The sequence below is a fragment of the Gluconobacter sp. P5H9_a genome (assembly GCF_018812085.1).
Classification (GTDB): Bacteria; Pseudomonadota; Alphaproteobacteria; order Acetobacterales; family Acetobacteraceae; genus Gluconobacter.
This window is the reverse complement of sequence record NZ_JACRVW010000010.1, coordinates 41,303-55,064: the sequence shown is the minus strand read 5'-3', so window position 1 is coordinate 55,064 and position 13,762 is coordinate 41,303. Positions and strand designations below refer to the sequence as shown.

16 protein-coding genes are annotated in these 13,762 nt (G+C 57.3%); 7 read left to right on the top strand and 9 right to left on the bottom strand.

The genetic code is table 11. The features are described 5' to 3' along the window. Positions 1-5: 5 nt before the first annotated feature. The 7 genes from KP708_RS10685 to KP708_RS10655 all read right to left on the bottom strand — a co-directional run bounded on the left by KP708_RS10685 (position 6) and on the right by KP708_RS10655 (position 7,564). Positions 6-731, bottom strand: a complete 726-nt coding sequence (locus tag KP708_RS10685; RefSeq protein WP_215757179.1) for a gluconate 2-dehydrogenase subunit 3 family protein — start codon at positions 729-731, stop codon at positions 6-8. Between the two features lie 120 nt (positions 732-851). Continuing rightward, complete coding sequence (locus tag KP708_RS10680; protein ID WP_215751080.1) at positions 852-1,679, bottom strand: hypothetical protein; 828 nt, start codon at positions 1,677-1,679, stop codon at positions 852-854. 19 nt (positions 1,680-1,698) lie between these two features. After that, a complete protein-coding gene (locus KP708_RS10675) occupies positions 1,699-2,748 on the bottom strand; it encodes a hypothetical protein (protein ID WP_215751079.1) in 1,050 nt (349 codons plus the stop codon). Continuing rightward, a complete protein-coding gene (locus tag KP708_RS10670) occupies positions 2,745-3,626 on the bottom strand; it encodes an Hsp33 family molecular chaperone HslO (protein ID WP_099213358.1) in 882 nt (293 codons plus the stop codon). Before KP708_RS10670 ends, KP708_RS10675 begins: the two co-directional genes overlap by 4 nt. Positions 3,627-3,673: 47 nt before the next feature. Continuing rightward, positions 3,674-4,603 carry an ornithine carbamoyltransferase gene (gene argF / locus KP708_RS10665; protein ID WP_215751116.1) on the bottom strand — a complete coding sequence of 310 codons (930 nt, stop codon included), beginning with the start codon at positions 4,601-4,603 and terminating at the stop codon, positions 3,674-3,676. Positions 4,604-4,644: 41 nt separating this feature from the next. Next, complete coding sequence (locus tag KP708_RS10660) at positions 4,645-5,847, bottom strand: aspartate aminotransferase family protein (protein ID WP_215751078.1); 1,203 nt, start codon at positions 5,845-5,847, stop codon at positions 4,645-4,647. Positions 5,848-5,998: 151 nt separating this feature from the next. Next, positions 5,999-7,564, bottom strand: coding sequence for a D-aminopeptidase (locus tag KP708_RS10655; protein WP_215751077.1), 1,566 nt, complete (start codon positions 7,562-7,564; stop codon positions 5,999-6,001). A 64-nt stretch (positions 7,565-7,628) separates the two neighbouring features. Here KP708_RS10655 and KP708_RS10650 point away from each other — a divergent pair, with 64 nt between their 5' ends. The 7 genes from KP708_RS10650 to KP708_RS10620 all read left to right on the top strand — a co-directional run bounded on the left by KP708_RS10650 (position 7,629) and on the right by KP708_RS10620 (position 11,827). Further along, entirely contained in the window at positions 7,629-8,237 is a 609-nt protein-coding gene (locus KP708_RS10650) for a regulatory protein RecX (protein WP_215751115.1), read from the top strand. Further along, entirely contained in the window at positions 8,234-8,704 is a 471-nt protein-coding gene (locus KP708_RS10645; RefSeq protein ID WP_215751076.1) for a CHAP domain-containing protein, read from the top strand. Before KP708_RS10650 ends, KP708_RS10645 begins: the two co-directional genes overlap by 4 nt. 71 nt (positions 8,705-8,775) lie before the next feature. Further along, positions 8,776-9,033, top strand: coding sequence for a twin-arginine translocase TatA/TatE family subunit (locus KP708_RS10640; RefSeq protein ID WP_046900273.1), 258 nt, complete (start codon positions 8,776-8,778; stop codon positions 9,031-9,033). Continuing rightward, positions 9,033-9,659 (top strand): methylthioribulose 1-phosphate dehydratase, encoded by a 627-nt coding sequence (locus KP708_RS10635; RefSeq protein WP_215751075.1) that lies wholly within the window; start codon positions 9,033-9,035, stop codon positions 9,657-9,659. The genes KP708_RS10640 and KP708_RS10635 overlap by 1 nt, the downstream gene beginning before the upstream one ends. Before the next feature lie 3 nt (positions 9,660-9,662). Then, positions 9,663-10,217 (top strand): acireductone dioxygenase, encoded by a 555-nt coding sequence (locus tag KP708_RS10630; RefSeq protein ID WP_215751074.1) that lies wholly within the window; start codon positions 9,663-9,665, stop codon positions 10,215-10,217. A gap of 9 nt (positions 10,218-10,226) precedes the next feature. Continuing rightward, positions 10,227-10,907, top strand: a complete 681-nt coding sequence (mtnC, locus tag KP708_RS10625; RefSeq protein ID WP_215751073.1) for an acireductone synthase — start codon at positions 10,227-10,229, stop codon at positions 10,905-10,907. Next, complete coding sequence (locus tag KP708_RS10620; RefSeq protein ID WP_215751072.1) at positions 10,904-11,827, top strand: bifunctional riboflavin kinase/FAD synthetase; 924 nt, start codon at positions 10,904-10,906, stop codon at positions 11,825-11,827. Before mtnC ends, KP708_RS10620 begins: the two co-directional genes overlap by 4 nt. A gap of 74 nt (positions 11,828-11,901) precedes the next feature. On the opposite strand, the gene KP708_RS10615 is transcribed toward KP708_RS10620, so the two are convergent. Both KP708_RS10615 and KP708_RS10610 read right to left on the bottom strand, forming a co-directional pair. Beyond that, positions 11,902-12,660 (bottom strand): tetratricopeptide repeat protein, encoded by a 759-nt coding sequence (locus KP708_RS10615; protein WP_215751114.1) that lies wholly within the window; start codon positions 12,658-12,660, stop codon positions 11,902-11,904. Positions 12,661-12,750: 90 nt separating this feature from the next. Beyond that, positions 12,751-13,716, bottom strand: coding sequence for a TraB/GumN family protein (locus KP708_RS10610; protein ID WP_215751071.1), 966 nt, complete (start codon positions 13,714-13,716; stop codon positions 12,751-12,753). Between the last annotated feature and the right edge of the window lie 46 nt (positions 13,717-13,762).

Here is a 13,762-nt window from a genome sequence, read left to right as displayed (position 1 = left end):
GCCCCTCAGGCCGTTTCACCTGAGATGGAAACCGGACCAAACGGATAGGCTGCGCCGTCCTGATTGACCCAATCCATGAAATCGGCCCGAGCACCCGGGAAGCCCAGCATCAGCCACCCGCCCAGCCCTCTGTTGCCCCCATAAAGAGGATCAGAAAATACACCCTCAAGGGTATTGGTTCGGAGTTGCTCGAAGAAAACCCGGCCAGGAATATCTCCCAACGAGACAGAGCCGCCCTCCAGTGCCGTCAGGATGGCCTCCTGCTCTGCAACTGGAAGATCCGGGAAGGTTTTTCCATGTTGCTGGCGGGTATAGGCTTCCMGTCCCTGAAGGCCCTTGCGATACAAATCGCGCGGTACAAACGGGAGCTGATAGCCGAGATTAGCCGGCCCCTGCACGAAAGGGGCCGACATGTACCAGTTGTCTCCCTGTGCGTAGGGTGTTTCCATCTGACGATCTATGAACTCTGCAACGCCCAATGCGCGCGCACCTGGCCCATGCTGGTCCTGCGGAAAAAGCCGTTCCGTAGCGGATTCTAGGAGACGGTACTCGTCAGGTGTGAAGAAGGAAGGGTGGTAGGATTGTTTCGATTCTTCGGCCAGAGCCTCGGCCCAGTGGGCATGGCCGCCAACCATCCAGAATGATGTGGACCCAAGCAGGCCTTTGACGAAACTGCGGCGAAGAGGGCGGGTCACGGTCGGTTCCGTCGAAGGCACACTGTTCTCCAGCATAAGGGGAAGGTCATATTCGGAAAACAAACATATCCGGAATGAAAGATGTCAGACCCCATAGGATGGGTGGAGGTCATAACGCCAGAGAACTTTCGATCATCATTTAGCGATAAGCGCTATTTACCCTGCTGAGTCGCTGGCTTTTATATTGGATGGAAGTTGCAGAACACCTGCAGGAGGAGACTTCTGCTTTGGTGCCGTAGTCGCCGGAGCCGTACTGTCGTCACCTGCGCCCGTGGGGAAAATGGCATCTGGAACGCTGGGCTGAATGGGGGCGGCAACGCTTGGCGTACTTGTGATTACGGCCGGAACGTCCTGTGGGACAGGCTTTGCGGGCGTCGCAGGTGTGGGGCTGCCTGATCCATCAAGAGCCTGTTGCTTCACGCCGCCATCAACCAGAGGGTTTCCTACCGCATCTGTCATCCAGCTCATGAGTTTTTTACGGACCTGAAACTCAAGCTCAACATTCATGTCCTGCATCATCTGATTGGTCAGGGCATAGAGAGAAGCGCGGGATGTAGCGCTTTTGGTGCCGGTGTCGAGCTTTCGGCTGATCCGTGCATGGATATATCCCGTATGCAGATTTCCCGCATCGGCAATATTCAGCTGCACATCCAAGGCGCCTGAGATCGCATTCTCGCCCTCTGAAGAAATGTAGGCCTGTTTAATGATGAATGCTGCCTGACCCTGCTGTCCACTGGCAACCAGTCGTTGGTTCGCCATTTGTTTGAGGGCTTGATCGGGGGGCGTAGGGGCTTTCGAACTCAGGGAACCTGGGGCCGGAACAGCTTCATCCTGAATGTTGATTGTCGCCACATTCAGGTGCAACTGCGACAAATAGCTGTAGTCTGCGGGAGGGAATGTCTGCGCTGGCTCATCATCTGCACAACCCGCAAGACCGAGTGATAATCCCAGAGCGACTGCTCCGAACCAGTACCGTACACCCATCACGCTATTCCCCATGATCTTATTGGTCGTCGCGGCCCAATAGGCTCTTGAAACGCCCGAACAGTCCCTTCTTGTGCGGGGACTGTAATACCGTAGGCGGCTCCAACGGAAGCTCCGGCAAAAAAGACCGACGTTGAACAGGCTCCGATTCCTGAATTTCCGTCACTTCCGGACAGTTATCAGAAGTCTTTTCTGGCTCAGAATCAGCCTGTTTCACAACCGCCGCCGCAGCCGCCTGAGGAACGCGGGGCGTCCGTAGCGACGACGCCTGGCCGACACCAAAATCTTCCGGAAGGAAAGGACGCGCAGCTCTGATGAGACCGGCGTGTTCGGAATGTCGTGCAAACCACTCCAAAATCCAGCCTGGAATCAGAGGCCCTGACGGATTATCGCTAATCAGGAGTGGGCCGCTGGGATAGTAGAACGACGGACGATTTTCAGGTGCCGCTTCGTCCCACACAAGATAGAAAACCGAATTTTCCAGTGCGTCGTGGAAGCGATAGGCTGTCGCGCCTCCCAGCTTCATCTCAATCTGCGCCCGGACAGGCATTGCAGAGAAAGGAGAGGAGACAACCAGAACGTCTGTGCCTCTTCGGGCCGAGAGTAGCGCTTTCATACGCCCTTCTGCCACAGGCTTCCCATCGGGACAGGTCAGGGCTTCTCCGCTATCCGCATGGCCTGCAGCAATGAAAATGGCATGGGGGGCATGTCGTCCCAGCCAGAGACCCGACAGCTCCCGAAAAGCTGTCGAAGGAAGGTCAGTCCTGAAAGAGACAGCATCGTCCCGGATGTCACCGCCAAGCACCCCTTCTGCCAGAGGCCAGAATACCGGGTCCATGCCAGTCAGAAGGCGGTCTTGCACATCCGGGTGAAGCGCCATGACATGACTGCCCTTGTACGCTCCATCCTCAATCCACCAGCAGGCCTGTCGTCCGCTGTCTTCATCCTGAAAGAGAATGACCTCGAACTGGCCAACAATCGGGTGGCGCTCCAAGGCTACCCAGCCTGGATAAAGCTGTTCGACGGGAAGGCCGTCGATCCTGATTCCGTCGAGCAGTGGAAGCGTCATGCAGGTTTTTCTCCAAGCTCATCACGGGTGAAACGGAAGCCGACGTTGCAGAACTCACAGTTCATCGTGATAGCGCCGTTTTCCACCATGTGATCCAGATCGTCTTCGCCAAAGCGCTCCAGAACTGAGGCAAGTCGTGCCCGGGAGCAACGGCAGCCGTAAGCCAGAGCGCGTGGTGTAGCAATCTGAACGTCTAACGTCCCGAACAGACGATAGATCAGATCACCACTTTCGAGTGTTTCGTCAAAAATTTCCTGGTCTCGCAATGTTTCGGCAAACGTGCAGGCCGTTTCCCAGGCATCCTCTGCCTGAGCGGCATTCTCGATGCCGCCTTCATCTGCGATCCGTTCCAGCACCAGAGCACTGGCGCTCCAGCCGTCAACCGTCTTGAGACAGAACAGGCGGATCCAGCAGTCATGCTGTTCGCTGGTCTGAAAATAGTGGACGGCCATCTCAGAGAGGGTTTCACCCGTCAGCTCCACGATACCCTGATGGCGGTCCATATCCGCACCCTGGTCGATCGTGAAGGCGAGGTAGCCGTTACCAAGCAACTCTTTGGGGGATGTCGGTAGCGCTGCAGGGTCAGCATCTTCCGCAAGCCGGGCCGTAAAACGCAGATCGCCTGTATCTGTGGCATCAGCCAGCAGCATGGAGACAGGGCCGTCTCCCTTGATCTGAAGGGAGAAAGATCCCTTGAATTTCAAGGCAGACGCCATGCCCGCAACCAGTGCAAGAGCCTGCCCACCCATGGTCAGGACAGCATCCGGTAGATCATGCCGTGACAGGATGGCGTCTGCCAGCGCTCCGAGTCGAATCAGGCGTCCACGGACGGGAGACTGTGCCAGATGAAATGGCACAATCCCTCCTGAAACGACCATGTTCGGGACGTTGGGGCGTCCCCTGTCAAGAAATGGCGGTGTATCGATCACCCGTTCTCTCTTCCAAGAGCCCAGAGAAGCAGGCCCTTTTGCGTATGAAGGCGGTTTTCCGCCTCGTCAAAAACAACAGACGCCGGGCTTTCGAACACCTCGGCAGTCACTTCCTCCCCGATATGGGCAGGCAGGCAGTGAAGGAACAGGGCATCTGGTGCAGCTTTTGCCATAAGGGCCGCATCCACCTGATAAGGACGGAAGGCAGCAAGGCGCTGATCGCGATCCTTGTCCCCCATGCTGACCCACGTGTCTGTCAGAACAGCATCTGCGCCCACGACAGCCTCGGCAGGGTTCTGGAAGACCTCGATGGAGGCACCATTCTGGCGTGCCCAGGCAACAGCACGCTCACTGGGCGCGAACCCCTCTGGCGTTGCCAGACGAACATTGAATTTGAGCAGAGCTGCCGCTTCCATCAGGGAAGTGGCTACGTTGTTGCCGTCCCCAATCCACGCAAGCGTCTTTCCCGCAATCGGGCCACGATGCTCTTCAAATGTCAGTACGTCTGCCAGAATCTGGATGGGATGAGAGACCGGCGTCAGACCGTTGATGACCGGAACCGTGCTCCACTTTGCCAGCTCACGCAGGTTCTCGTCCTTACCGGTTCGCAGAACAATCACATCCAGAAAGCGCGACAGAACGCGGGCCGTATCCGCAATAGTTTCCCCACGGCCAAGCTGCATGTCTCCTGGTGAAAGGACGGACACCTGGCCGCCCAACTGCCCCATACCCACTTCGAATGAAACACGTGTGCGGGTGGAGGGCTGTGCCAGCATTAGTCCCAGGGTGCGTCCTTCAAGAGGGCGCTGCGGATGCAGTGGGGCCTTGCGATTGTTCTGCAGCGCTTTGATGCGGGCCGACAGATCTATGATCTGTCGGATGACTTCGCCGCTGAAGTCGCGAATATCAAGAAAATGCCGTGGCATCTGCTGTTCCGTTCCTGCTGTCCGGGGGGCAATTGCCAAACTCACGACACTTTCTCCTGTTCTTTCTTATGGGCGGCCGAGTAGGCTTCGGCAGCTTCGATCAATTTCTTGCAGGCGACCTGACAGTCTTCTTCCGTCACAATCAACGGAGGCACCAGACGCAGCACATTATCGCCCGCACCAACGGTCAGCAGCCCGGCCGCCGTTACAAGCGGCATCACTTCTCCAACGGGCGGCACGCAGTGCAGGCCACGCATCAGACCCATGCCGCGGACATCGTCAAAAACGCCCGGTGAACGCTTCACGACATCCCGCAACATGCCTTCAAAGGCCTCTCCAACCTTGCAGATATGCTCCAGAAAGCCGGGGCTGAGAACTTCTTCCAGAACTGTCGTTCCTGCCGCACAAGCTAATGGATTGCCGCCAAATGTCGTCCCGTGCGAGCCAGGTGTCAGATGTTTGGCCAGCTCTTCGGTTGCCAGAACAGCCCCGAGCGGGAAGCCGCCACCAATGCCCTTGGCAATGGAAATGACGTCCGGCTTGATGCCATACCATTCATGCGCAAACAGCTTTCCTGTCCGGCCAACACCGGTCTGGACTTCATCGAAGCCCAGATAGATGCCGTGCTCATCACAGACTGCGCGCAAGGCCTTCATGAAGACTTCGGACGCTGGCTTGATGCCGCTTTCACCCTGAATGGGCTCCACGATAATACCGGCAGTTTCCGGCGTAATAGCCGCGCGCAGAGTATTGGTATTGTTGAACGGCGCATGGTCAAACCCTTCAACAACAGGCCCAAACCCCTTTTGGTATGCAGGATTTCCGGTCGCAGAAATCATGGCCAATGTCCGACCGTGAAACGCGCCGTCAAAGCAAAGAATGCGCGTACGCTCGGGATGGCCGTTTTCGTACTGCGCCCGACGGATCATCTTCACCATGCCCTCGTTCGCTTCAGCGCCCGAGTTGCAGAACAGCACAGAGTCCGCGAATGAGTTCTTCACCAGAAGATCCGCAAGCTTTTCAGCCTGCGGAATACGGTAAAGGTTCGAGACGTGCATGACCTTCGCGGCCTGATCCGCAATGGTCTTTACCAGCTTCGGGTGGCCATGGCCCAACGAAGAGACGGCAATGCCAGCCCCGAAATCCAGATATCGTCGCCCGTCGGATGCCGTCAGCCAGACGCCTTCGCCCTGCTCGAAAGCAAGGTCGGCACGTTTGTAATTGGGCATGAGGGAGGAGATCATGATGATCGTCGATCCTGGATCAGGGTGAATGAAAGCTGCAGAATCGGAAAACCCTGCCCCGGTCGCCCGGGGCAGGGCCAAAGATTCCGCAGACACATACTGTGCGGCAGAAATACGATCCGTCAAACCCCTTGCGGGCAAAGAACGGTTGTCAGGCGCGCCTGTAAACCAGATCCCGCGCCAGCCAGCATCCGACCTTTACCGTGTTGACGCCTGAAGAATCCCGCTCGAACAGCAGCGTCCAATCGCCCGGCGCCGTATGATCGAGCGCCCGAGGGCACGGCAAAACCCAGACGTCCCGTGCCAGTCTCTGAAGCGGTTCCATCCGGCCATTGCCCAGAAAGCCTGAGAAACCGCCATAGACAACGCCACCTGCCAGTTCGATGGTGACTTCCGCCTCATCCAGCTCTTCACAGCGATAAACGCCTTCAAGTGCTTCGATGTCTTCACCAGCGGTTTCGTCACAGGCGGTGAGAATGCCCATGCGGTTTTCACCCGGCCGCTCCATCCGGATTTCGTCTCCCTGACGAACGATCTGGACGCTCGGTGTTTCAGCCCGCGAGGCGGAAACACCTTCCAGCATTTCCGGTACCATCAGATATCGAAGCTTGGCTCCGCCGGGAGCAGGCTCGATTCGCGCGGATAGCCCGGTCTCTCGCTCAATGAAGGTGCCGTACAATTCATGAGGCGGCTGTGTCGCCCGATCCGGCTCATAGGGAACACCCAGTGCTGCTGCCAGGATCTGGCCCGCTGCAACCTGTGCAGGCGACATATGGTTGAACATCACAACGACAGACAGGCGCTCAGACGCGACGTGCAGTCTGTGGGACCGCCAACCCCTAAGCGCGCCACCATGCATCGTCACATCACGTCCGAAAAGTGATGTCCGTTGCAGCCCAAATCCGTAAGGTGCGACTTCACCATCGCGGAAGGTCACCGGCGTTGTCAGACGGTTGTAAAGCCCGTCAGGATCATCGCGCGTCGCATCAATGAAACGCTCCCAGGCAATCATGTCATCCAGCGATGCGCCCAGACCTGCATCCCCGGTCCACCAGATGTTATTGACAGCCGGGCGAAAACCGCTCTCCACGGTTCCTTCATATCCAACAGTCCCGTCCGGCATGGCGCGTGTTTCGGCTGCCAGAATGGCCCGTTCCATACCCACGGGATTGAAAATGGACGTCTGAAGAAGTTCAGCGAAACTCCGCCCTGTCCTGTCTTCCAGAATGTCAGATAGCAGCCGGAAGTTCTGGTTCACATAGGAGTAAGATGTACCGGGCTGGAACTGGAGCGTACGCGTGCCGTCAATAACGCGACGTCCTTCCCGATCCCCGAAAAATCCTTCGACTGGTGCGCCATGCAACATCGCCACAGCCCAGTAGTCACGCAGGCCTGACTGGTTGTGTGCAAGATGAAGCGCCCCTGGCGCTGGCTCATCCAGTTGCGGCAACCGGTCGTCCACATCTCCATCCAGTTCCGCCGGGTCCTGGAAAAGATCCAGCAATACGCCGCAGGTGAACTGCTTCGTGATGGAGCACATGCGGAACAGGGAAGACGGTGTGAACGGCAGGCGCCGCTCCGCATTGGCGTAGCCCCATGTGTGACGGACAAGAACCTCGCCATCTTTCACGACAGCCACAGCCCCACCGGGGCCAGGAAAACGAACAGGAAGGGCGGAGACAGCCGCCTCAAGGCGGGCTGAAAGAGAGTCGCTCATGGCTTGAATGATGACCCTATCCGATCTTGCCGTAAATGCCCTCTTCGCAGCATACTCTTCTGCTATGGAGGACATACCAACAGCTCCCGATTTCAAGGCACTACGCGAAATGGCACTGGCGCACGTGGCTCGCTTTGCCACAACCGAGCATAGCTTGCGCCAGACGCTGGAACGGCGTCTTCGGCGATGGGGCACGCGTGCAGTGCACGCCGGGCTGTCTGAAGAAGATGCCGAAGCCACAATCAGAACTCTTCGACCAGCCGTAGAAGACGTCATTGTCGCCATGACAGAACTCGGAGCCGTCAATGATGCCGGATTCGCCCGCTCCCGTGCCCTGAACCTGACCCGAACCGGACGTTCTCGTAGGGCTGTCGCAGCACATCTGGCCACGAAGGGCGTTGATCAGACGACCACGCAGGAAGCGCTCAACGAATCGCTGGGCGAAAGATCGGATGAAACGGCGCGCGAGGCAGAGTTGGCGGCAGCGCTCGTTCTGGCGCGCAAACGTCGCGTCGGCCCCTTCTGCCGCCCGGACCGTCCGCAAGAGGATCCGGTTCGCGTCATGGGAATCTTTGCGCGCAATGGTTTTTCCAGGGATGTCGTGCAGACAGCCTTGGAAATGGACACTGAAGAAGCAGAAGACCGCATCATCGCTTTCCGGAGCCGCCCATGAAAAAACTGGCACTCTGCCTGCTGCTGTCACTCACAGCCTGTGGCGGTAGTCGCGAATACAGTCGTGCCAGTTTCAACGGGCCGCTCCAGTGCGCACCCTATGCCCGGTCCCGGACAGGTCTTCAGTTGCGGGGCAGTGCGGCATCCTGGTGGCGTCAGTCAGCAGGGCATTATGCCCGGAGCCATGCCCCCATTCCGGGTTCAGTTCTTGTCTTCCGGGCAACGTCCCGGGTGCCGAGTGGGCATGTTTCGATCGTGCGCAGACAGATTTCTTCAAACACGATCCTTGTAGATCATGCTAACTGGGAACCAGGACGCATCGATCGCAATGTCCCCATCACGGATGTTTCACCCAGCCATGACTGGACTCTGGTCCGGGTCTGGTGGGCACCCATTCACGGCCTGGGGCGCCGGGCCTATCCGACCTATGGCTTCGTTTCGGCCTCTGGTCGGGATGATGCGTCCTGAGCGAACGCTTGCACAAACGCCCAAGCCTTGCCACATGAAGGTGTAGCCTTGGCTTTTCGGAGTATTACATTATGGGCAGCATGAGCCCCGTTCACTGGCTGATCCTGGCGGTCGTCCTGCTCGTCGTGTTTGGCGGCGGTGGAAAGATCAGCGGCCTGATGGGAGACTTTGCGAAGGGCATCAAGTCCTTCAAGAAGAACATGGGCGAAGATGAGAACATGACGCCACCTGAAGCCAATCAGGCGCCGGGTCATATCTCGGCCCCCAATCAGTCGCCCGGTTATAGTCAGACGACCACCAACAGCGACACGCACCGCACGCAGGTCTGATGTTGAACACGACGTCTGATACGGCATGGATCGAGGCCGCCGGGCAAATCGTCCGGGCAGGCCAGCGGATGGATCAGCGCGGCTGGGTTCCAGCTACAGCTGGCAACCTGTCCGTACGTCTGGCAGATGGCCGCATCGCCATCACGCGGTCAGGAGGCCACAAAGGCTTCCTGACAGAGCAGGACGTGATCCAGATCACCCCTGAAGGCGTGCCGCTGGACCCGACGAAGCGTGCCAGTGCGGAAACCCTGCTGCATACCCAGCTCTATGCGCATGATCCGTCGATCGGGGCTGTACTGCACGGCCACTCTGTTGCGGCCACTATCCTGTCCATGGATGAACCAACAGACGCGATCACCCTCGCGGGCTATGAAGTGCTGAAGGTTTTCGAAGGGCAGTCAACGCACGACACCAGCCTGGATTTGCCCCTGTTTCACAACGATCAGGATATCGCCCGTCTCTCGACAGTTGTTGCTCCGAAACTGTCGGACATGCGTCTGGGTTACCTGATCCGCGGTCATGGCGTTTATGTCTGGGGTAAAGACATGTTCACAGCATTGGCGCGGCTTGAAGGGCTTGAATTCCTGCTTGCCTGCCATCTCGCCCGTCTCCAGAAGGCACGCTGAACCATGAGCAGACTGACTGTTTATCGGGACGACAGCCCCGAAACGATCCTTCTCGACGTTACCACCCCCGGGGAAATCGCCGAGACCCTGCGTCCGCATAATATCCGTTTCGAACGCTGGACGCCGCCTGTCACGCCTGCAAAAGACGCGACTACGGACGAAATTCTGGACGCATATCGCCCCTATCTCGACACCCTCATGGGTGAAACGGGCGCGGGAAGTGCAGACGTGGTGCGCATCAACGCGTCCACGCCCAATCTGCCAGAGTTGCGCAAAAAGTTCCTCTCGGAGCACACGCACAGCGAAGATGAAGTTCGGTTCTTTGTGCATGGTCAGGGCGCTTTCGTCCTGCACATTCACGGCCGGATCTATTCGGTTCTCTGCACGGCTGGAGACCTGATTTCTGTGCCGGAAGGCATTCCGCACTGGTTTGATGCTGGCCCATCCCCGGATGTGGTCGCTCTGCGCGTTTTCACCGACACAACTGGATGGATCGCGCAATATACAGGCGATGATATCGCCGAGCGTTTCCCCGCAGACGTCTCCACTTCCTCCTGAAAGTCTGACATGATCCGTCTCGTCCTGCTTGATATCGAAGGCACGACCCTGCCGATCTCTTTCGTTCGGGACGTCATGTTCCCTTATGCAGCCAAAGCCCTTCCGGATTTGATCGAAGACCACACAAACCCGCAGGTTGTGGCCGCACGAGCAGATATTGTCATCTCCCATCCTGGAGAAGATCCGTTGAAGGTCTGTCAGGACTGGATGGCCAGGGACGAGAAAGCGGCGCCCCTCAAAACACTTCAGGGCATCACTTGGCGGCAGGGTTTTGAAGATGGCACGCTCCGTGCAGATCTCTACAAGGATGTTCCCCCGGCCCTGAAGGCTTGGTCTGAGGGCGGCCTGCGTCTCGCAGTGTACTCTTCGGGCTCCATTCCATCGCAGAAGCTTTTGTATGGCTATACGAAACAAGGTGACCTGACGTCCCTGTTCGACGGCTTCTTCGATCTTTCCACAGGCGGGAAGAAAGATGCGGCATCCTATACAAAAATTGCAGAAGCTTGCGGTTTAAAGCCGGAAGATATCCTTTTCCTTTCCGACATTGGAGCCGAGCTGGACGCTGCGATAGAAGCTGGTCTTCAGGTCTGTCAGCTCGTGCGCCCACAGGATCACACAGTTCCGCACACGGGTGTTCTTCACGCGGCAGATCTGAATGACGTTACCCAGAAGTTCAGTCTCCCCGCATGACCCTGCACACTGATTGGCGAGATATTCCGAAGGACGCCCGCGGCACGGTTGCCGCTCTAGGGAACTTCGACGGTGTTCATCGGGGACATGTGCACCTGCTGCATAGTCTTCGTGCAGCGCGTCCTGACCATCCGCTCTCCGTTGTGACGTTTGATCCGCATCCGAGAGAGTTGTTTCGCCCTCAGAATCTACCGTGTCGCCTCATGCTTCCGGATGTCCGCGCCAAGGCGCTGGAAGAGCAGGGCGTGGCCCATGTTTTCCAGATTCCCTTCGACAAGGATTTTTCGCGGTTAAGCGCAGAATCCTTTGTTCATGATGTGCTCTTGGGGGCTCTTGGTGTCCGTCACGTCGCCTGTGGCGCAGATTTTGCCTTCGGTCATCGCAGAACCGGCAACACTGACGATCTGGCAGCGCTTCTGACGCCAAAGGGTGTCGGGCTGACGATTGTACCGCAGTTAGTGGATGAGGGCGGCCCTATCTCATCCAGCCGCATTCGCCGCCTTCTTCAGGAAGGGTATCCTGAACGGGCTGCGCTGGAACTGGGCCGACCATGGTCGATCGTCGGGCCGGTCATCCACGGGGATCAGCGGGGACGTCTTCTCGGTTTTCCCACAGCGAACATCCCCCTTCGTCAGCATCTCGAACCCGCACGCGGAGTTTATGCCGTTCAGGTGACACTGCCAGATGGACGGATCATTCCCGGAGTAGCGAATATCGGCCGACGTCCGACCATAAACGATGGACAGGAAAGCCGCCTTGAAGTCCATCTTTTTGATTTCTCGGAAGACCTTTACGGCAAAACCCTGAGCGTTGCTCTGATTGCGCTTCTGCGGGATGAAAAGCGCTTCTCGGGGCTTGAGGAACTCAAGGCTCAGATTGTTCAGGATGCCGAACAGGCGCGTCGTCTTCTCGGGCGCTAGGACGTCTTTTTGAGCTCTGAACTTCAGAGTGTGTCAAGCTCAGGCTACATGGGAATACAGCACCGAGGAGTATATTATTCTCCTTGAGAGCAGATGCCAATTTCTTTCAGGCGTTCCTGAACGCGCTCTTCCAGATTCTGATCTCTTTTGTTCCCCAAAAGGACCAGCTTCTTGCTCATCGCCAGAAGAATGTCAGACGTGGCATCCACAGCAGCCTTGCGCCACCAGCCCAGCGCTTCGTCAATCTGGCCAGCATCCACCAGCGCCGTCGCATAGTTGTGCTGCCCCCGGTAATCTCCGCCTTCTGCTGACTTCCGATACCAGTCCAAGGCTGCCGCGCGATCTTGGGGCACAACCCAGCCTTCTTCCAGAAAACGTGCATACAGGTTCATGGATTTGGCATGGTCGTTGTGCGCCGCTGTTCGAAACAGATGAAGCGCCTTTGGCAGATCCTGGGGCTGCCCGATGCCCCGCATGGTCAGAATGCCCAGATTATAACGGCCCCATTCGTCTCCAGCTTTAGCCGCTGCTGCATAACACCGGGCCGCTTCCTGAAGGTCTTCCTCGCATCCCCAGCCGAATTGAAAACACCGGCCCCGCATATTATGTCCCGGCCCGAACCCGGCCTTTGCGGCAATGGTAAACCATTCCAATGCCCCGACAGGGTCTTTGGGAACATAAATGCTCTCCAGCAGGATCTGCCCCCACTGGACGATTTCCAGATGGTGCCCTTTCAGGGCTTTCTCACGGATGATTTCGATATGAGAAGGCAACGGGGGGGCTGCCTCACGTTCGGGTAGGCGGGAAAAGATTTTGCTGAAAACGCGCTTCATGCCGGGATCACCATCCGCCCTGTCCGAATGCAGAAAATACTGCTGCCGGACTGTACCGCCCCCAGTTCGTTCAGGCAAAGCGCCTGCTGTTTACAGCGACGTTTTTGCCGAAGGCGCAGGTACGATCTGCTGAACGTCGAAACCGTCCTTTTTCAGGAGCGCAGGAAGTCCTTGTGGGCCCGCCATGTGTAAAGACCCAACTGCCACGAACAGGGACTTTCCAGAATCATGAAGGGTCAGAATTTTCTGGGCCATCGCTGCATTTCGCTCATCAATCATGTGGAACGTCTGGCGTTTCTCCTGTGGTGTCCGCTCACATTTGCACCATTGTTTGTACTGGTTCAGTCGCGTCAGATCGCTGTGTCCCCACATCGCAATAAGCTGATCTTCGTCTTTCCGCGCTTCCCCCGACGAAATCTGCTTGATGGTTTCATCAATGAAGGCGTTTTCTTCGGACAGCTTGGGGGAGATCAGGAGGTTACGCTGTGTCTGAACATCTTCGAGAGCGATAACTTCTTTTTTCAGGCTGCCAGCCATTCCTTGAAGGACAAGATCGACGGCATAATCGGGATAATATCCATCCGCGCGCGCAGCTGATGCGGTAAGCCCGGCCGCTTCAAGGCCGATTGCCGTAGTGGCAAAGCCTGCCGTGGGAATACAGAGTTCATCTGCCAGGGCATCGAGTTTTTTCTTCCGCCCGGAAGCAATCAGCCTTTCGCGGTTGGTCGGTTCTTCGGGTTTGCGAAGGGCTGCCAGTGTCTGGGGATCCTGCAGATTCAGTTCAAGCGCAACAGCCTGGCTTTGCAGGATAGCGGACCGTATTAGCGGCCCAGGCATCAACCATTCTTCGCGAGAGGCATGAACAGTGCCGTACAGCCAAGACGTATGACCATCTTTCGTGGCTTTCCACAGAAAACCGCGGTCCTGGGATGTCATCAGAAGATGAGGCAGATCAGATTTGGACGGAACAGCTGCCGGCGCCGGACAACGAGGGGCCTGTGCTACCGCGAGAGAAGGAGCAATCGCCAGGATCGCAGCCAGCCAGAATGTCTTCATGAAAATGCCCCCGTACAGATCTTCTGCCAAAACAGATCATGCTTCT